Origin of the sequence: Chryseobacterium taichungense, assembly GCF_900109935.1 — a bacterium.
Taxonomy (GTDB): Bacteria; Bacteroidota; Bacteroidia; order Flavobacteriales; family Weeksellaceae; genus Chryseobacterium; species Chryseobacterium taichungense.
On the sequence record NZ_FOBV01000004.1, the window covers coordinates 245,681 to 266,963 of the forward strand.

Genomic DNA, 21,283 nt, shown 5'->3' on the forward strand with positions numbered 1-21,283 from the left:
ATATAATGATCCAATATGATAAAGAGGTTTTTTATTCTGTCCAGTTTATGTATGGTTTTGGGGGTGTCTGCTCAGAAATCGCACACCGTTGTAAAAGGCGATACTCCTTATAATATTGCAAAAAAATACGGACTTTCCGTAGATGAATTGCTGAAACTCAATCCATCTGTAAAAGACGGGAAGCTTGCAATCGGTGATGTTTTAACTGTTAAAAATGATAAAGCAGCATCTTCATCAAAAGCAAATGTTGCAACAAAACCTGCCGGCAATGCTCAGTTGGGTAAAATTGTTCTTCAGCCAAAACAGACCATTTACGGAATTACAAAACAATACAGAATTTCAGAAACTGATCTCAGAAAACTGAATCCTGAGCTGGATTCCCATATGAAGATCGGTGATGAGGTTACTTTACCTCTTGAAAGTATTAAAAAATATGGTGAAAGTCAGCAGGCAGTTGCGCCAACTGTAAAACCTGTGGAAAAGGTAGTTGAATCGCCGACAGGAACAGTTGCTGAAGGCGAATATATCATTCAGCAGAAAGATAATTATTACAGAATTTCAAAGCAATTCAATATCAGTAAGGAAGAGCTTTTTGCGTTAAATCCTGGTTTGGAAGAAAAAGGGTTAAAACCTGGAGAGAAAATTTTAGTTAAGAAATTAAATGCCGGAAACGATTCCGGAGCTGCAGTTTTTGAGGAAACGCCTAATTCCAAAACGAAAGTGGATTCCGGGAATGAAAGATCATCAGCAAATACAACTTCTACCGCTGCCGACGACTATGTTACTTATACTGTTCAGCAGGGAGATACTGTGTTTTCCATTGTCAATAAATTTGGAATTTCTATTGATGAATTAATTGCGCTTAACCCTGAATTATCCAGGGGATTAAAAGCAGGAATGGTTCTTAAGATTAAAAAATTGGATCCCGCTTATGTAAAGAAAAACGGAGATGCATTAAGTGTTGTGATGATGCTTCCTTTCGGCTACAGTACAGGTGAAACACAGTACAGAACAATGGCGTTGGATTTTCTTACAGGAGCCAAGCTTGCTATTGAAAGAAACGCTAGAAATGGACAGAAGCTTGATGTAAAGATTGTAGATTCTGGAAATGAAGCCTCTTTCCGAAATTCATTAACACAAATCAATCCTGACAATACAGATTTAATCATTGGCCCGTTCTTTAAATCGAACGTTGTTGATGTACTTGACTTTACAAAAAATCAGAAAATTCCGATTGTTGCTCCTTTTGCCAACTCTCCGGAATTATACAACTACAGCAACCTTATTATCGTTGAAACAAACGACCAGACCTATGCTGATAAAATTGTAGAAGAAGTAAAAGCAACATATTCCGATCAGAAAATATACATTGTTGCGGATGCTAAAAAAGAAAATGCAAACTACATCAAGGCAGGTCTTGAGAAAATATTGAAAAATCCGAACATTACGATTGTAAATTCAGCAGCAGATGTTCAGCTGGATCAGAATATGATGACCGGCCAATCAGCTCCTGTAATTGCCATTCTTGCAAGTGATAACGACGCTGTTGGTGAAGCTTTTGCTAATAGAATCATTGCTTTGGCTAAAGAAGTTCAGGGGGTAAAAGCATTCAGTATGCATTATGTTCCGGCTTTCGAAAAGAAGGTGGATGATTTAGTCTTGGCAAACTTGGTTTATCTCATGGACAGAACAATCAATACAGAAGGAAGTTTTGAAAAAGAAATTCTTGCCGCTTATAAGAGTAAATACTGCAAAACGCCTCCACGATACGCAATCATAGGTTTTGATGTGGTTAATGATATGTTGACCAGAGAGAACAAAAAAGGTGAGATTTTTAAACAAATGAATAAAGTTCAGACTCAGTTGGCTACCAAATTTGAGTTTGTAAAATCTAAAGCAAACGGTGCCTACGTAAATACAGGTTATCGTGTCATCAGGTTGGTCCCATAAACCACCGGGTGATTTCTAAAGAATATTATTAACATTATATTTATATTTGCAAAATATTTTAAATTAATAGATGAAAGCACTTGTGTTTCCCGGGCAGGGTTCTCAGTTCGTAGGAATGGGAAAAGAATTGTATGATTCTAGAAAAGACATCAAAGATCTGATGGAATCTGCCAACGAAATTTTAGGATTCGATATTCTTTCTGTGATGTTCAACGGAACGGATGATGATCTTAAAAAGACTGAAGTTACCCAACCTTCAATTTTTATACACTCTGTTGCTGCATTGAAAGCAGTAAACGGTCTTGGCGCAGAAATGGTCGCAGGACACTCTCTGGGAGAGTTTTCAGCACTGGTTGCCAATGGGGTTCTGTCTTTTGATGACGGACTGAAGTTGGTTTCTGAAAGGGCAAAAGCCATGCAGGCAGCTTGTGACGCCAATCCAAGCTCTATGGCAGCAATTTTAGGATTAGATGATGCTAAAGTTGAAGAAATCTGTTCCCAGATCAGCGGAATCGTAGTTCCTGCTAATTACAATTGTCCAGGTCAGCTGGTAATCTCCGGCGAAACAGCAGCAGTTGAAGAAGCATGTGTGAAATTAAAAGAGGCAGGAGCAAAAAGAGCTCTATTGTTACCGGTAAATGGTGCATTTCACTCTCCTTTGATGCAACCGGCACAGGAACGACTTGCAGCAGCAATCGAACAAACGAAATTCAGAAAAGCGACCATTCCGGTATATCAGAATATTACGACAACCGCAGTTTCTGATCCTGATGAGATCAAGAAAAATTTGATTGCACAGCTTACAGGTCCTGTAAAATGGACACAGTCTGTACAGAATATGATTAAAGACGGCGCAACGAATTTCGTAGAAGTTGGGCCAGGAAAAACATTACAGGGATTGATCAAGAAAATTGATGGTTCTGTTGACGTTGCTTCCGCAATCTAAAAATCAATTAAATCATGGGCGAGATATTTTCACCGGGAAAGCTGATGCTTACTTCAGAATATTTCGCAATAGATGGAGCTCTTGTCCTGGCTGTACCTACAAAGCTGGGACAAGAGTTTTCTTTTAAAGAAACAAATGATGGGAAATCCCTGATCTTCTGGGAAGCCTATCATCAGAATACCTTATGGTTAAAAGCTGTCATTGACTATCAGAACTGGCAGATTCTGGAAACCAATATTCCTACAAGTGCTGAGTTTATTTTAAAAACATTAAAAAACGTTCAGTCACTTTCAAATACTAAATTCAAAAGCAATTTTACGTATCATTTTACGACCAATCTTCAGTTTCCGGCAGATTATGGCTTGGGAAGCAGTTCTACTCTAATGAACAACCTGGCAGAGTGGGCAGTGATTGATCCTTTTTATTTAAATACGATAAGTCTTGGCGGGAGCGGTTATGATATCGCCGTAGCAAAAGAGAAATCGGCGATCCTTTATCAGAGCAAACCGGAAATAAAATATGAAAAGGTAAATTTCAGTCCGTCCTTTAAAAATGAACTGATTTTTATTCATCTCAATCAGAAGCAGGACAGCCGTGAAGGAATCAACTTTTATCGGTCAAAAAATAAGTCTCAAAAACTGGTTGATGAATTTTCGGATCTTACAAGAAAAATTTTGTTATGCAACGAATTGGAAGATTTTTCTGATTTATTATTGATTCATGAGCAAAAAATATCAGATTTCCTTGAAATTCCCACAGTTAAGGAGCGTTTTTTCGCCGATTGTCCTGTTTTTATTAAAAGTCTGGGGGCATGGGGTGGAGATTTTGTCATGAGCTCAAAATTTGATGGCTTTAAGGACTATTTTTGGGGAAAAGATTTTAACACAATTTTTGAATGGTCAGATTTAATAGACTTATAGTCAATAGATTATAAAGTTTCATTTTTATTTGCCATTTTGACTTATATCATTATATTTAAACCACTTTTAACAATTAATTAATATTAATTTTGTTAGACCCAAAAAAGAAATAGAAAATATAAGTAAAATGAAAAACGCTAAAATCATCCAGGATTTAGAAAAATTAGGGATTAAAGGAAACTATGAAGTCGTTTACAATCCTTCTTATGAGGAGCTGTATCAGGCTGAAGTTTCTCCTGAGAATCAGGGCTTTGAAAAAGCTGAGCTTACGGAATCTGGTGCAGTATCAGTAAAAACAGGAATTTTCACAGGTCGTTCACCTAAAGACAGATATATTGTTCAGGATGATGTTACGAGAGATACAATTTTCTGGGACGGTAAAGTAAATCTTTCTACAACACCTGAAATTTTCCAATCTTGTAAGGAAATAGTACTGAATCAACTTTCAACATCAAAGAAAATCTACGTAGTAGATGCTTTTTGCGGAACAAATGCTGACACCAGGCTTAAAGTGAGATTCATTGTGGAAGTAGCCTGGCAGGCGCACTTCGTTACGAATATGTTCATCCGTCCCTCTCATTACGAATTGCAAAACTTCGGGGAGCCGGATTTCACGGTAATCAACGGTTCTAAAACGACGAATCCAAATTGGGAAGAACAGGGATTGCATTCTGAAAACTTCATTATGTTTAATCTTACTGAAAGAATTCAAATTATTGGAGGTACTTGGTATGGCGGCGAAATGAAGAAAGGAATGTTTGCCATGATGAATTATTACCTTCCGTTAAAAGGCATGGCTTCTATGCACTGTTCTGCCAACGTAGGAGAAGAAGGAGATGTTGCTCTTTTCTTCGGACTTTCAGGAACCGGAAAAACAACCTTATCCGCAGATCCTAAAAGATATCTTATTGGAGACGATGAGCACGGATGGGACAACAATGGCGTGTTCAATTATGAAGGCGGATGTTATGCAAAAGTGATTGATCTTTCGGCAGAAAAAGAACCGGATATTTTCGGAGCCATCAGAAGAGATGCACTTCTTGAAAATGTTGTTGTACATAACGGTATTTCTGATTATACAGACAATTCTATCACAGAAAATACGAGGGTATCTTATCCTATTTATCATATTAATAAAATTGTTTTACCTTCAAAGGCGGGACATGCCAAAAAGATCGTTTATCTTTCGGCAGACGCGTTTGGAGTATTGCCTCCGGTTTCAATTTTGGATGAAGATCAGGCACAATATCATTTCCTTTGTGGATATACATCAAAATTAGCCGGGACAGAAAGAGGAATTACAGAGCCTGAACCATCGTTTTCACCGGCATTCGGAGAGGCGTTCCTAACACTGCACCCAACCATGTATTCAAAGACACTGATCGGAAAAATGAAAGAACACGGCGCAAAAGCCTATCTCGTAAATACAGGCTGGAATGGTACAGGAAAAAGGATTTCATTAAAAGATACAAGAGCAATCATTGATGCCATTATTGATGGCTCTATTGAAGATGCCCCAAAGACAAGAATTCCAATCATGAATCTGGAAGTCCCAACATCATTACCGAATGTTTCTGAAGGCATTCTGGATCCGCGAGATACCTATAATAGTGTGGAAGAATGGGAAGAAAAAGCAAAAGATCTTGCCGCTAAATACATCAAAAACTTCGAACAGTACTGCAATTCGGATGAAGCTAAAAAATTAGTGAAATCAGGTCCACAGTTGCAGGAACAGACCGCAGATAATACACTAAAAAATAGTTAGTGATTTTAATGAATAATATTATTTGGTGAGATTTTTTCTCACCTTTTTTAGTGGTATCGAATGATCTTTGTAGTTAAACATCATGAATTAAATATATCACAGTTTTTATTTAAAATTTATGGGAATATTTCATAATACTTTTCTTTTTAAACTTATAGAAAGTATTTATAAGTGCCTTACTATTATTACTAAGTAAATATCCACCTAACACAACTTACAAAAAAATAATAAAAAAAGGCTGTCTAAAAAGACAGCCTCTTCTATTTTAGAAATTAGGATTATCATCAATTTCTCTTTGAGGAATCTTGAAATACATTCTTGGATCATTATATGGTAATGGTGTACCCACTAAGAATAAATGATTTGAACCTCTCACAACTGTTGCTTTATTTCTTTTTAAAGCGAGATAAGATTTACCTTCACCCCAAAGTTCTATTCGAGTTTGTTTATATATCTCGTTTTGCAAATTTACTCCTGACAATGCATCAATGTATGCTAAAGTCGTTGTTGGATTATTATATCTGTTATCCAATAATGTTTTAAGTATTGTTCTAGCCTCAGTTTCTTGCCCGCTTTTTGCTAAAGTTTCGGCTGCCAATAGATAATACTCGTCTACCCTCATATATAAATAATCAGCTGTAATCTGTCTTTGGCCTTGTACTACTCTCTTTGAGTCATAAAACTTATTTGTTGGTATACGTACCGTGAACTGAAACTGTGACCTCCTTGCGTCATCCGTGCTAATACTGCTGTACAAATTATTATCCATACCTTTATAATCACCTGCAGATGCGTAGCTGTAAGTAAATCTATCAACTTGTCCCCACCAGCTTACTAAATCTAACCCATTAACAATTTGGATATCAAAACCCCAAATCCAGCTGTTTGTATTAAGATCGTTAAAACCTCCTTGAAGACCCGTATCCTGAGTCCATGCTAGCGAATCAAGAGCAGTATATAAGGTATAGCTGCTGTTGAAGCTTCGAAGTCCGGGGTAAAATATTGAAGTAAGTAAAATAAGAAATAATTGCATAAAAAAAGACTGCCTAATTTTTAAAGCAGTCTCTCAAATTATATATTAATATTCTTTATTAGTAACCATTATTTTGTTTAACATTTCCATTAGCTCCAACTTCACTTTGTGGTATAGGAAAAGCATATTTGAAAGAGCCATAGTTAATAGTACCAAACTTTTGTCTAACAGGATCAACTAGAGGAATTGATTTTCCAGTCCTTGCTAGGTCATCAAATCTAAATCCTTCAAAAGCTAACTCTCTTCTTCTTTCCAATAAGATATTATCCATTGTTGCAGCAGTATAAGTAGAAGCATTTCTATTTGCTGGGATCTTATTTAATTGAATTAATGCATCTGCTGCTTTACCATTGTTTAATAATGCTTCAGCATATATCAACACAACTTCTTCAATTCTTACAATAGGAACGTCATCAGCTGGTGTCGCAACAGTAGGATACTTACCTATATTTCTATACTCTAACGTCGAGGAACCATTTGGTGCAATAAAAGTTGTTGTTTTTCTAATATCACCAGTATCATATGCATCATAAAGATTTTTTAAGGCAACAATATCTCCATAAGCTGAACCTCTGTATATAGAAGCTAAAGAATTATTTCCTAGATTATCATTAGCATTAAAATCTAAAGAAAAAATAATATTTGGCGTTGAATCGGTTTTAAAGGTTGCTGCATAATTGGTTGCACTAGCAACAGTATATTTTCCTGAATCGACCACAATTTTAGCTTCATTTTCAGCAATCTGATATTTTTTAAAATATAGTGCTACTCTAGCCTTAATTGCATGCGCTGATAAAGATGTTAAGTAGTGTTTTGATGGATCATCATACGAAGCATTCATCAAAGATATAGCATTATCTAGATCATTTATAATACTATCGTAATTTTCTTGAACGGTATTTCTTGATGGATATAAATTATTGGCATCTCTAAATGTCGTAACATAAGGAACTCCAAGAGCGCTCATTCCGCCTTGTCCATCGACAAACTGCTGTCCAAAAATTCTTACTAAATCAAAATGCCCCAACGCTCTCATTATTAAAGCCTGCCCTTTAATATGATTAATTTCTCCTGTATCTCCTGATAATTGAGAGGAAGATTTGTTAATTACAATATTTGCATTACCAATAGCTTGGTAAATTCTTGTCCAAGTATCTGATGCATAAGCATCTGAAGGCAACATACTCATTTGACCAACTGAGACAAATCTATTTGAATTAGCATTAGAAAAACAGTTATCTGTTCTAACTTCTCCAAATATTATTAAATCTCTACCATAATAGCTTACTGATGTCATCCTATCATATCCTCCAGCCAATACAGTCCTCAAATCATTGACTGTATTAATACTAGCCTCAAGATCTTTTGCTTGAGATAATGTTGGGTCTAGTCCTTCATCATTACATGCGGAAATAACAGATAATATTAAAGCACTAAAAAAAATTTTGATGAATATCTTTTTCATAATTTCTTTTTAATTATTAATTAATTTTAAAATTGAACATTCACTCCAAAAATAATTGACTTAACAGGTGGAGTTGTTAATGTAGTATATCCAGCAGCACTCACCTCAGGATCTAGTTTTAAACCTTTATCAAAAACGTAAGTCCATAAATTGGTTCCTCTTACCGTTAACGAAAGACCGTCAATGCCAATATTTTTAATAAAATCTTTCGGTAAATTGTATCCTAGAGTTATATCTTTTAATCTAATAAAAGATCCATCATACAAATGTCTTGATGAAGTCGCATGAAAATTATCATTTTGAGAATAACTAAGTACAGGTACATCAGTGACATCTCCTGGTTTCTGCCAAGCGTTTAAAAGGTCTTCACTACCATTATATGACGCTAATGTAAAGCTATTTGTTCTCATATAGAACTGGGCATATTGTTCATATATTTTGTGACCTCCCGCATAGTAAAAATTAGCATTCAAGAATATATTTTTGTATGATAAACCGGTGCCAAATCCACCCGTATATTTAGGTATTGCAGTACCCTGAAAAACCCTTTTCGCTGCATTATAATTAGAAGTTCTTTCACCATCAACCCCATTCAAGTACCATTCTGGAGCTCCAGTTTGAGTGTTCACCCCAGCCCATGTAGGCATATACCAAGACATAAATGGCAGACCAATTTCAGCTTTACGATAAACACTTCCTGCGTAAACATCAATTGGAAGACCATCACCACCTGTAGCTAGCTTCTCAATCCTATTATTAACGGTTGCAATTGAACCAAAAATATTCCAATTAAAACTGTTTGACCTAATTACATCAAATTTTAATGAGGCCTCAATTCCTTGATTTCTCATTGCTCCTAGGTTTTGAGCCTGTGATGTAAAACTTGTAGTTCTTGACAAGGGAACACTTTGTAATAAATCATATGTATATCTATTATAGTATTCTATAGATCCTGATAATCTTGAATCAAAGAATGCAAAATCTAAACCTAAATCATATGTTTTACTTTTTTCCCAAGTTAAATTAGGATTACCAAAATTATTAGCATACGCTGCTCCATTTTGACCATATGCTATATCGTATGCTAATGTAGCTTGATATCTATTTAATCCTACCCCGCTGTTTCCAGTAATACCATATGAACCTCTTAACTTCAATTCATTAACAACATCTGGCATGAAGTTTTCTTTATGTAGATTCCACGCTCCACCTATAGACCAAAAAGTTCCAAATCTATTTCCCGACGCAAATCTTGAAGATCCTTCTCTTCTAATTGTAGCATCTAAGATATACTTATTGTTATAAGAATAGTTTAATGTCCCGAAATACGATGTATTTTTCCAATCTTCATAGTTAGAACCCGTAGAATAATTGGCACTTGTATTATCAATATTTGTTAATCCATCAGCGGGAATATTTTCTCCATAGCCACTTAAAACATCTTGCTGATTTTTTTGATATTCAAAGAATGCTGAAGCATCTATTCTATGTTTATCAAATTTTACAATATAATTTAATTGATTTATAGTTACTAGATTAAAGTTTTGTGACATTCTTCTTTCAGAAGAACCATTTGCATCTTTAGCATCCCCATGATATCTATTATAGTAAGCTTTATAATCATTAAACAAAAAATCAACATTTAAACGAGAGGTAAATGTAAGGTTTTTAATAATTTTGTAATCAACTTTATTATTAATCAAAGCCCTCATTTGTTTTTGCCAAATTACGTTGTTAGCTTGAGTATATAAAGTATTTGCAATTGATGTCATGTCAGAGAATTCATCAATATTATAAGATCCATCTGCATTATAAGGTCTTACCCATGGAGAAATCAATACTCTTGTTAAATATGGATTCCCGAAGAAGGAACCTGCTTCTAATATAGGATTTTGCTTTAACCAAGATCCAGTAAAAGATGATTCAAAGCTCACTTTATCAGTAAGATCTCTTTTATAACTGAATAAGCCCGTAATTCTTTCAAATGGATTAGCAATTGAAGTAGATTCAGTTTTGTTATATCCTAGTGAAGCATAAAACGTAGATTTAGCATCCCCTCCTGAGGCATTCAAATTAACTGAATATAAGCCCGCATTTTTTTTTGTTAACAGATCCTGCCATCCGTACTCCTTACCATCCCATAAGCTATATCCGCCAAGATCATTATCAATGATTGTTTGCATAGCCTCATCCTGCGTTTGATTAAATTGATTTGCTATACCATCCTTTAACAAACTAAGCCTTTGAGCTCCACTTAACATTTTCAGTTTATTATATGCTTCATTTTGGAAGCCTACTGATGTATCTAAATTGAATCTAGTCTTTCCTTTAGCTCCCCTTTTAGTGGTGATAACAATCACCCCATTAGATCCTCTTGCTCCATATATCGCTGTTGATGAAGCATCTTTTAAAACAACAATTGATTCTATATCATCATTATTTATACTAGCTAATGCGGATAGAGTTGAAAGACTTGGACTAGCACTTGCATTATCTGCTGTAGTATTTCCATTTACCATAGGAACACCATCAATAACAAACAATGGGCTATTGGAAGCAGTAAAAGACCCTACCCCCCTAATTCTAATATCTTGAAATGATCCAGGTGTACCTGAAGTAGTATTAACGACAACTCCTGGCACTTTTCCTTGAAGAGCCTGATCCACACTTATTGCAGAAGGAGTATCAATATCTGCTGATTTTAAAGCAGTCATACTACCCGTCAAACTAGAAACACTCTTCTTAACATAACCCACCATAACGACTTCCTCAATCTGAGTTTCTTTATTTATCGTATCTTTTTGGCTTCTTTGTGCAAAAGTGTTTTGCCCTAAGAAAAACAAAACCCCAGCACTCAATACACGTAATTTCACATTCATATTAACAAATTTTAATATTTAAAAGTTTAACAAATATGTTAATAAATTTTAACATTAGCAATTTTTATATTTAAGAATTTATTAATAGTAATACAATTATGCTTAAATATGCTCAACTCATTAGTAGCTTTTTTTTTAAATTAAACACAAGTAATTTGAAATTTAAACAAGTGAGTAACATTATTATAAAAATTTTAACACTTCTTAAACGGTTTATAAAATATTATTTAGAATGTTTATAAATTTCTAAGTTAGAATAATAGTATTATTTCAATGCAAAGTGATATTTAATAGAATATTTTACAGAGAATACTTATAGATACATTATTATTTTTTAACATTTATTTACATTATCTTAAAAATAATAATAGATATTCAACAAGTCAATTTTTTCCAAGTATCAAAAACTTTTAGAAAAAAAATATTATAGTTTTTATGGCCATGCTTATTTCTACTCACTAGAAAAGTAAGGAAATTCGCACATATTACAATCATCCGTATTGAAATTGATCTAATAAAAATGAAAACGTACAATGTGCTTATTATATTTTAAATTGAAGCTAATCTCATAGAAAAAGGTGAATTCAATTACAAAACATTTATGCAAAAGCATTGTTTGGTTTGGGTCTAAAGAAAAGCGGATATGAATACTGAAAATGCAGTCAAGGTTACAAAATAACTGTAAGGAAATAGAGCCACAATCTTCCCCTCATCTATCACTCAGATGATAGACTATAACATTGCTGTGAAATTTATCGAAAAGCCTAGAGAACAATGATAGATATAATTTCTCATTTACAAATACAAAATATTCATGACTTAAAACAATTAAGTGAATGAAACTATTCATATTTATAACAACAAAAGAGCACACACTAGCCTGAAGATGAAAATCATGGAAATAATGCATAAAAAATCCGGAAAATCAAAGTCTTCCGGATAATATTTTAATCGAAAATTGTTAATGTATTTTTGGACTAGCCATAAAAATACTACTTCAATTTCTTCTTCACAGCAACTTCTTCGTAAACCTCAAGAATATCTCCTACTTCGATATCATTGTATCCTTTAAGGTTAAGTCCACATTCGTAGCCTTTGGTTACTTCTTTTACGTCGTCTTTGAAACGTTTTAAACTTTCAAGCTCCCCTTCAAATTTCACAATACCATCTCTCAACAGACGTATTTTTGATTGTCTTGTAACCTTACCGGTAAGAACCATACAACCTGCAATGGTACCTACTTTTGAAATTTTGAACACCTCACGGATCTCAACATTACCAATTACCTGCTCCTGAATTTCCGGAGAAAGCATTCCCTCCATCGCTTCTTTCACCTCATCGATCGCTTTATAGATTACAGAATATGTTCTGATCTCGATTTCTTCACGGTCTGCAAGTTCTTTAGCGTTCGCACCAGCTCTTACATTGAATCCAATGATAATTGCATCAGATGCTGCAGCCAGGTTGATATCGGATTCAGTGATTTGTCCTACTCCGGAGTGAAGAATTTTCACACTGATTTCTTCTGTTGACAATCTCTGTAACTGATCAGAAAGTGCTTCAACAGAACCATCCACGTCCCCTTTAAGGATAATATTCAATTCCTTGAACTCTCCTAAAGCGATACGTCTTCCCAATTCCTCAAGTGTCGTATGTTTTTTCGTTCTGATCGATAATTCTCTCTGAAGCTGTTCTCTTTTGTTTGCAATCGCTTTACCTTCACTTTCATCAGCATATACACGGAATTTATCCCCTGCTGTAGGAGCTCCGTCAAGACCTAAGATCGTTGCCGGGATAGAAGGACCTGCTTCGGCAAGATTTTTACCTCTTTCATCAAGCAAAGCTTTTACCTTACCATGATTTTTACCTGCTACTACATAGTCTCCAACTTTTAAAGTACCTGATTGTACAAGCATGGTTGCCACGTATCCTCTTCCTTTATCCAATGATGCTTCGATCACAACTCCGTTTGCAGAACGTGCAGGGTTAGCTTTTAACTCCAATAATTCTGCTTGTAACAATACTTTTTCTAATAAAAGATCAATATTGTTACCCATTTTAGCCGAAATTTCTTGTGCCTGAACATTTCCTCCCCATTCTTCAACTAAAACCGGAGGGTTTAATCCTGAAAGCTGCTGACGGATATTATCCGGATTCGCATTTGGTTTATCAACCTTATTGATCGCAATAATCATTGGCACCTGTGCAGCCTGAGCGTGAGCAATCGCTTCTTTTGTCTGAGGCATTACATCATCATCGGCAGCAATTACAATGATTGCAATATCCGTAATTTGTGCTCCTCTGGCTCTCATCGCCGTAAAGGCTTCGTGACCTGGAGTATCTAAGAATGTAATTCTCTGACCATTTTCCAATTTCACATTATAAGCACCAATGTGCTGGGTAATACCTCCGGATTCTCCCGCAATAACGTTCGTCTTTCTAATGTAATCAAGTAATGAAGTTTTACCATGGTCAACGTGTCCCATTACCGTAACTACCGGTGCTCTTGGTACTAAATTTTCTTCATTATCAATTTCATCTTCAGCCTCTGTTTCTTCGAGATCTGCATCAGAGAATTCGATTTTATAACCAAATTCGTCAGCTACTAATAACAAAGTATCAGCTTCAAGCCTTTGGTTCATGGTAACCATTACCCCTAGTGAGAAACATGCAGAGATCACTTCTGTAGGCGACACATTCATTAAACTTGCCAATTCACCAACAGTGATGAATTCGGTTACTTTTAACGTTCTGTCTGCTGCATCAAGCTCCTGCTGACGTTCATCCTGTTCTCTACGGAAGTTTCTCTTGTCTTTTCTGTGTTTTGCAGATTTAGACTTACCTCCTTTATTGGTTAATTTTTCAAGGGTTTCCTTGATCTGGTTTTTAACTTGTTCATCAGTTAGTTCAACAGGCATCGTTCTTTGCCCTGGTCTGTTGTTTCCAAAACGGTTTCCGCCGCCCTGACCTTGTGGACGGTTGCCCTGGCCTTGCGGACGATTACCCTGGTTATTTCCGAAACGGTTTCCACCACCCTGACCTTGTCCACCTTGACCTTGAGGACGGTTTACTTGTCCACCACCCTGGTTGTTTCCAAAACGGTTTCCGCCTTGTCCGCCTTGACCCTGGTTGCGGTTTCCACCTTGTCCACCCTGGCCTTGAGGACGATTTCCTTGTCCCTGGTTGTTTCCTCCCTGTTGATTATTATTGTTTCCACCTTGCTGGTTCTGACCACCTGGCTTTTCAATTCTCTTTCTTTTCTTTTTAGCTCCGGCTCCTTGTTTAGGGGCAAACTGAGTTAAGTCGATTTTTTCACCAACAATTTTAGGACCGTCAAGTTTTTGGTAAACGGTTTCAATTTTTTGAGGTTCCTGCTGATCATCATCCTGTTTCGGAGTTTCTTCTTTTGCCACTACAAGCTTTGACGGAACTTCTTCAGCCGGTTTAGGTGTTTCTTTTACAGCCTCAACTGGTTTTTCTACAGGTTTTTCCTCTTCTTTTTTATCCTCTGTTTTTGGTTTGTCTTTTTTCACCGGTCTGTTTCTAGACTCGATCTGAGACAAATCTATTTTATCCAGAACTTTGAATTCCTGTTTTTCAGGAGTCGCTTTTGTTTCAGGAGCAACTTCTTTTTTCTCTTCCACCACAGGTTCCGGTTTCGGAGCAGGAGCTTCTTCCACTTCAGGTTTTTTAGGCTCTAAGTCTATTTTACCTAAAATCTTAGTTTCCGGTTTATTAGCTTTAGCTCTTATTACTTCAGGGGTTTTCTTTTCTTCAATTTCCAGCTTTTCTTCCGGAACTTTTGTGATCACCACCTCATGGGAAGCCTTTCGCTGTTCGCCGTCTTTGGCAAACTCAGCTTCCAATGCAGAATATGCCGCTTCTTCCAATTGAGCGTTAGGATTGCTTTCAACCTCAATGCCCTTTGATTGTAAAAATTCTACTAATCTGGACATCGAAATGTTGAATTCCTTAACCGCTTTATTTAATCTAATTTTTGGCATCTATATTATTTACTGTTTTTTAATTCTTAAAATTAAAGTATTTCTTTTTTACTGTTTATTAAAATTTACTTAAAAATCTTAATCTTCAAATTCTTCTCTCAGAATACGTTTCACTTCTTCAATAGTCTCTTCTTCAAGGTCTACCATATTCAATAAACTTTCAGTCTCTTTATCAAGAACTGATTTTGCAGTCGTAAGACCCACTTTCTTAAATTCATCCAGAATCCATTGGTCGATGTCATCATTGAATTCTTTTAATTCAACGTCATCATCTTCGCTGGCCTCTCTGTGCACATCAATCTCATAACCCGTCAACCAAGAAGCAAGTCTGATATTCTGACCCTGTTTTCCAATCACTTTGGAAATCTCTTCAACCGGCGTATATACCAATGCATAAGTACTATCTTCATTGATATCAATCTTGTTGATGGTAACATTTCCTAAAGCTCTCTTCACCAAAATCTCAGGGTTTTTCGACCACTGAATAACATCGATGTTTTCATTTCTCAACTCTCTTACAACGCCGTGAATTCTTGATCCTTTCACCCCAACACAAGCACCTACCGGATCTATTCTGTCGTCATAAGCATCTACTGCAATTTTTGCTTTTTCACCAGGAATCCTTACTACTTTTTTCAACATAATCGTTCCATCCTGGATTTCAGGAATTTCCAGCTCCAATAATTTCTCAAGGAATTTAGGTGCAGTTCTGGAAATAATAATCTGCGGTTTTGAACCTTTGAAATCTACTGTTTCCACAATAGCTCTTATATTCTCACCCTTTTTAAAGAAATCCGACGGGATCTGATTTTCTTTAGGTAAAATAAATTCATTTCCTTCATCGTCAAGCAAAATGACATGCTTATGACGGATGTGGTGAATTTCTCCTACTACGATCTCCCCGATTCTGTCTTTAAACTGCTCGTATAGCATCGCATTGTTGTGCTCCTGCAATTTCGTAGCCAAAATCTGCTTCAGTGTAAGAATATTTCGTCTTCCCAATTGAGCAACAGGAATTTCCATTGTAAAATCTTCTCCCACTTCAAAAGTTGGATCGATTTTTTTAGCTTCAGAGATTTCAATTTCCAAATCATCATCTTCAGACATCTCGTCTTCTACGATTGTTTTATTTAAAAATATCTGAAAATCTCCTTTGTCAGGGTTTACAATCACATCAAAATGATCATCTGAATCATATCTTTTTCTTAAAAGAGTTTTCAGTGAATCTTCAATAATTGCCATAAGATCAATCTTACTGATCCCTTTTTCGTCTTTAAAATCACCAAAGGATTCAATCAACGCTATATTGTCCATTTATTCTTTTTCTTTTAAAATTTAATTGTTACTAATGCTTTTTTAATCTCAGCGTAAGGAATTTCCTTGTCCTCCTCCACATCTACTTTTCCTTTTCCGATATCTTTCGGTTTTCGGTAACGCAGAATAAGAGTAATCTTTTCATCATCCACTTTTGCAAGCTCACCTTCAATTTTCGTAGAATCATTCAGGAGAACCTCAATTTCTCTTCCGATATTTTTATTAAACTGTCTGGGAGTTGCCAGGGGCTCACTCAATCCGGCAGACATTACCTGAAGGCTGAAGTCATGCTCTTCACGATCCATATTGAATTCTATGGCACGGCTGGCGTCAAGACAGTCCTGTAAAGAAACTCCGTTGTCTCCATCCAAAATAACTGTAATATCATCTCCGGCAGAAATTTTCAGATCTATAAGAAATAAATCCTTTCTGGTTTCCAGAAAATCATTTAATAATTCTTCAATTCTTTTTCTAAACTCCATATGTTATTTAATCTTGATTTACCGTACGAAAAAAGGCTTTCTTCCGAAGGCCTTCCCATGTTTTTCCGTAAATCCACTGCAAATATACGACTTTTTATTAAAAAAGCAAAATATCTTAATTATCAAGCGAATAAGTTAATTATTATTTAAAAGTGTAGCATGAAGGTATTTTTATTATTTTTGTATTTATTTTAAAAAAAACATATATTTTGAATATTACCATTGTAGGAACAGGTTATGTAGGCTTAGTCACAGGAACGACTTTAGCAGAACTTGGAAATTCAGTATACTGTGTAGATATTGATGAAAAAAAAGTAGAAGGTATGAAAAACGGCGTAGTTCCCATTTATGAGCCGAACCTTGAAGAAATGTTTTTAAGAAACATCCAGTCCGAAAGATTATTTTTCACCACCGATTTAAAAGAAGCACTGGACGAAAGTGAAGTCATATACCTGGCTTTGCCGACACCGCCGGGAGAAGATGGCTCAGCAGATCTTTCTTATGTCCTGAAGGTAGCCAATGATATTGGTGAAATGATGACGGAGTACAAAGTAATCGTCAACAAAAGTACGGTTCCGGTAGGTACTGCCGATAAGGTAAAAGAGGTAATCGGATCAAAAACTCAAATTCCTTTTGATGTAGTTTCCAACCCAGAATTCCTGAGAGAAGGATTTGCCGTAGAAGATTCCATGAATCCGTCGAGAGTGGTTGTAGGATCAAGCTCTGACAAAGCAAAGGAAATCATGGCAAAAATTTACCAGCCTTTTACCAACACCGGAGTTCCTATTATTTTTATGGATGAAAAATCTTCGGAGCTCACTAAATATGCTGCCAATTCATTTCTTGCCGTAAAAATCACTTTCATGAACGAAATTGCCAACTATTGTGAAAAAGTAGGGGCAGATGTTGACAAAGTAAGATTGGGAATGGGTAGCGACGACAGAATCGGACACCGATTTTTATTCCCGGGAATCGGATACGGCGGCAGCTGTTTTCCTAAAGATGTGAAAGCTTTAATAAAATCAGGAAAAAACGATGATTTTGATTTCAGAATTTTAGAAGCAACGGAAAAGGTGAATTCGGCTCAAAAAGTAATTCTTATTTCTGAAATCGAAAAATACTTTGGCGGGAATATCGCAGGAAAAACGATTGCTGTTTGGGGACTGGCCTTTAAAGCAAATACGGATGACATTCGCGAAGCCTCGTCTCTTGATAATATTTCTATTCTTTTGGAGAAAGGCGCAAAAGTTGTAGCATATGACTCCGTTGCAGAAAATAATGTTAAAAAACTTTTAGGAGATAAAATTCAATATTCCAAAACCATGTATGATGCGTTGGAAGATGCGGATGCTCTGTTTATTGCTACAGAATGGCCTGAATTTAAAAATCCTAATTTTGAACTGATGGCCAGAAAAATGAAAAACAAAGCAGTTTTTGACGGAAGAAATATGTATCCTTTGGAAGTTCCCGAACAAAACGGCTTCTATTATAAGAGTATCGGCCGAAAAACTATTATAAACTAAAATTAATGAAAAATATAATCATTACAGGTGGCGCCGGTTTCATAGGGTCACACGTTGTAAGAGAGTTTGTAAAAAACAATCCGGACAGCACAATTATCAACCTCGATGCTCTTACCTACGCAGGAAATCTTGAAAACCTGAAAGACATTGAAAATGAACCCAATTATGTTTTCGAGAAGGCAGACATTACACGACCTAACGAATTAAGATTGATTTTTGAAAAATATCGTCCGGATGCAATTGTACACCTTGCTGCAGAAAGTCATGTCGACAGAAGCATTACAGATCCGATGGCTTTCATTAATACTAATGTTAATGGTACTGCCAATCTTTTAAATTTATGTAAAGAGTTCTGGGCTCTTAACCCGGATCATACCCACGGAAGATTTCCGGATGAAAAAAGAAAAAATCTTTTCTACCATATTTCTACCGATGAAGTATACGGAAGTTTAGGTGATACCGGATTCTTTTTAGAAACAACTCCATATGACCCGCAATCACCATATTCGGCTTCGAAAGCGGCCTCAGATCATTTGGTAAGAGCATATGGAAATACTTACGGAATGCCTTTTATTGTATCCAACTGTTCCAATAATTATGGCCCGAATCATTTTCCTGAAAAATTGATTCCCCTTTGTATTTCGAATATCATTAATGAAAAACCATTACCTATTTATGGTGACGGAAAGTACACAAGAGACTGGCTGTTTGTCATTGATCACGCGAAGGCGATTCATCAGATTTTTAATGATGCTAAAATCGGGGAAACGTATAATATCGGAGGATTCAATGAATGGCAAAATATTGATCTGGTAAAAGAATTAATTAAACAGATGGATTCCAAACTTGGCAGACCTGAAGGTTATTCCGAAAAACTTATTACGTTTGTAAAAGACAGACCGGGGCACGATAAACGCTACGCGATTGACGCAACCAAGCTTAATAAAGATCTCGGATGGAAACCTTCTGTAACATTTGAGCAAGGCTTGGCAAAAACAATTGAATGGTATCTTGAGAATAAAGAATGGCTGGAAAATGTAACAAGCGGAGACTACCAGAAATACTACGAAAAACAATACCATTAAACACAAATAAAGATGAAAGGTATCATTTTAGCCGGAGGTTCAGGAACAAGGCTTTATCCTCTTACCATTGCGGTCAGCAAACAGCTAATGCCCATTTATGACAAACCGATGATCTATTATCCTTTGTCAACACTTTTACTAGCCGGAATTAAGGATATTCTGATTATCACCACCCCTCACGATCAGGCTGGTTTTATAAAGCTATTAGGTGACGGATCACAAATTGGCTGTAATATTCAGTATGTGGTACAACCTAGTCCGGACGGGCTGGCACAGGCCTTTATACTTGGAGATGAATTTATCGGAAATGATGCGGCAGCTCTGGTATTGGGGGACAATATTTTCTACGGTTCTGAAATGGGTACTCTTCTCAAAAACAAAACAAATCCTGAAGGAGGAGTCGTTTTTGCCTATCATGTTTCAGATCCCGAAAGATATGGAGTCGTAGAATTTGATGATGATTTTAAAGCGGTTTCCATTGAAGAAAAACCATTAAAGGCAAAGTCTAATTATGCTGTTCCGGGACTATATTTCTATGATAATGAAGTCGTTGAAATCGCAAAAAACATTCAGCCTTCTGCAAGAGGTGAACTTGAAATAACAGATGTAAACAATGTCTATCTTAATAAGGGAAAACTTGAAGTAGGCGTTTTAGACAGAGGTACCGCCTGGTTAGACACAGGAACTTTTGAATCATTGAATGATGCCTCAGAATTTGTACGGGTGATCGAAAAAAGACAAGGATTCAAAATCGGCTGCATTGAGGAGATTGCATTCAGAAATAAATTCATCAATGAAGAACAACTACTTGAAACCGCAGTAAAATACGGGAAAAGCGGTTATGGTGAATACCTGAAGAAACTCATCCATAAATAATCAATACATAATCATATTGTAAAAACTGTTGCTTTTTAGCGGCAGTTTTTTGTTTAATGCGGTAAATATTCATATAGTTTAAAACTTTTTTATTCATTAATGATAATTTTTTAAGAATAAAAGTGTAAGATATAATTAAAAAATATAAATTTGCAGTAAACTTTACACAAATGAATGAACCACAACAAAAGTGGACCGAAATAATTGAAGCCAGGCATTCTTTATTCGACTTAAAACTTAAGGAGGTATGGAAATACAAAGATCTCGTGTACATGTTCGTAAAAAGAGATTTTATATCCAGTTTTAAGCAAACAATCTTAGGTCCCATCTGGTTTTTTATCAATCCGATATTAACTACTATAACTTACCTTATTATTTTTGGAAAAATTGCCAACTTACCTACAGATGGTGCTCCACCTTTATTGTTTTATCTTTCTGGGGTAACACTATGGAATTATTTTTCGTCATGCCTTTTGAGTACATCTTCCACATTTGTAGGAAACGCAGGTATTTTCGGAAAAGTATATTTTCCCAGATTAGTTACTCCTTTGTCTATTGTTATATCAAACTTGATGCGTTTCGGCGTACAGTTTCTTTTATTTCTGATTGTCTGGGGATATTATCTGGCAGAAAAACAGATACAGCCTACTATTTGGATACTGGTAACTCCATTTCTTATTATCCTTATGGCACTATTTGCTTTGGGAACCGGGATGATATTTTCTTCACTTACGACAAAATATAAAGACATGAGTATGCTTTTGGGGTTCGGTGTCAGTTTGTACATGTATGCAACACCTGTGATCTATCCTACTTCGGCTTTACCTGGTTTTTTCAAAAAATTAGCATTCTATAACCCATTAACCGGAATTTTTGAATGCTTCAAATACGCATGGCTTGGGATCGGAAAATTTTCTCCGATAATGCTTATTTTCAGTACAGTTATTATTCTTTTACTCTTATTGATTGGTACACTTACATTTAATAAGGTTGAAAAAACTTTTATGGACACCGTTTAAATCGTTAACATTTTCAAATTTT

General features: G+C 35.8%; 14 protein-coding genes. 8 read left to right on the forward strand and 6 right to left on the reverse strand.

The features are described from left to right. Positions 1-15 precede the first annotated feature (15 nt). The 4 genes from BMW64_RS10490 to pckA all read left to right on the forward strand — a co-directional run bounded on the left by BMW64_RS10490 (position 16) and on the right by pckA (position 5,581). The gene (locus BMW64_RS10490) at positions 16-1,950 is read left to right on the forward strand and encodes an amino acid ABC transporter substrate-binding protein (protein ID WP_089999913.1); all 1,935 of its coding nucleotides are present in this window, start codon (positions 16-18) and stop codon (positions 1,948-1,950) included. A 70-nt stretch (positions 1,951-2,020) separates the two neighbouring features. Then, the gene (gene fabD / locus BMW64_RS10495) at positions 2,021-2,896 is read left to right on the forward strand and encodes an ACP S-malonyltransferase (protein WP_089999914.1); all 876 of its coding nucleotides are present in this window, start codon (positions 2,021-2,023) and stop codon (positions 2,894-2,896) included. Positions 2,897-2,910: 14 nt separating this feature from the next. Beyond that, positions 2,911-3,816, forward strand: a complete 906-nt coding sequence (locus tag BMW64_RS10500; RefSeq protein ID WP_089999915.1) for a GYDIA family GHMP kinase — start codon at positions 2,911-2,913, stop codon at positions 3,814-3,816. Positions 3,817-3,943: 127 nt separating this feature from the next. Next, on the forward strand, positions 3,944-5,581 hold the full coding sequence (gene pckA, locus BMW64_RS10505) for a phosphoenolpyruvate carboxykinase (ATP) (protein WP_089999916.1): 1,638 nt from the start codon (positions 3,944-3,946) through the stop codon (positions 5,579-5,581). 265 nt (positions 5,582-5,846) lie between these two features. Here the strand turns inward: pckA and BMW64_RS10510 are convergent, their stop codons facing one another. The 6 genes from BMW64_RS10510 to rimP form a co-directional block, all read right to left on the reverse strand. Continuing rightward, on the reverse strand, positions 5,847-6,614 hold the full coding sequence (locus BMW64_RS10510) for a RagB/SusD family nutrient uptake outer membrane protein (protein ID WP_089999917.1): 768 nt from the start codon (positions 6,612-6,614) through the stop codon (positions 5,847-5,849). A gap of 58 nt (positions 6,615-6,672) precedes the next feature. After that, the gene (locus BMW64_RS10515; protein WP_089999918.1) at positions 6,673-8,079 is read right to left on the reverse strand and encodes a RagB/SusD family nutrient uptake outer membrane protein; all 1,407 of its coding nucleotides are present in this window, start codon (positions 8,077-8,079) and stop codon (positions 6,673-6,675) included. A 26-nt stretch (positions 8,080-8,105) separates the two neighbouring features. Beyond that, entirely contained in the window at positions 8,106-10,958 is a 2,853-nt protein-coding gene (locus tag BMW64_RS10520) for a SusC/RagA family TonB-linked outer membrane protein (protein ID WP_089999919.1), read from the reverse strand. A gap of 992 nt (positions 10,959-11,950) precedes the next feature. Beyond that, the gene (infB, locus tag BMW64_RS10525; protein WP_089999920.1) at positions 11,951-14,962 is read right to left on the reverse strand and encodes a translation initiation factor IF-2; all 3,012 of its coding nucleotides are present in this window, start codon (positions 14,960-14,962) and stop codon (positions 11,951-11,953) included. Between the two features lie 78 nt (positions 14,963-15,040). Beyond that, complete coding sequence (nusA, locus tag BMW64_RS10530; protein WP_089999921.1) at positions 15,041-16,276, reverse strand: transcription termination factor NusA; 1,236 nt, start codon at positions 16,274-16,276, stop codon at positions 15,041-15,043. A 14-nt stretch (positions 16,277-16,290) separates the two neighbouring features. Then, the gene (gene rimP, locus BMW64_RS10535) at positions 16,291-16,758 is read right to left on the reverse strand and encodes a ribosome assembly cofactor RimP (protein WP_089999922.1); all 468 of its coding nucleotides are present in this window, start codon (positions 16,756-16,758) and stop codon (positions 16,291-16,293) included. 209 nt (positions 16,759-16,967) lie between these two features. On the opposite strand from rimP, the gene BMW64_RS10540 reads away from it, so the two are divergent. From BMW64_RS10540 to BMW64_RS10555, 4 genes are all read left to right on the forward strand, one after another. Continuing rightward, a complete protein-coding gene (locus BMW64_RS10540; protein ID WP_089999923.1) occupies positions 16,968-18,281 on the forward strand; it encodes a UDP-glucose dehydrogenase family protein in 1,314 nt (437 codons plus the stop codon). A gap of 5 nt (positions 18,282-18,286) precedes the next feature. Beyond that, the gene (gene rfbB / locus BMW64_RS10545; RefSeq protein ID WP_089999924.1) at positions 18,287-19,366 is read left to right on the forward strand and encodes a dTDP-glucose 4,6-dehydratase; all 1,080 of its coding nucleotides are present in this window, start codon (positions 18,287-18,289) and stop codon (positions 19,364-19,366) included. A gap of 12 nt (positions 19,367-19,378) precedes the next feature. Further along, entirely contained in the window at positions 19,379-20,242 is an 864-nt protein-coding gene (gene rfbA, locus BMW64_RS10550; RefSeq protein ID WP_089999925.1) for a glucose-1-phosphate thymidylyltransferase RfbA, read from the forward strand. Positions 20,243-20,412: 170 nt separating this feature from the next. Then, a complete protein-coding gene (locus BMW64_RS10555; protein ID WP_089999926.1) occupies positions 20,413-21,261 on the forward strand; it encodes an ABC transporter permease in 849 nt (282 codons plus the stop codon). Positions 21,262-21,283: the final 22 nt, after the last annotated feature.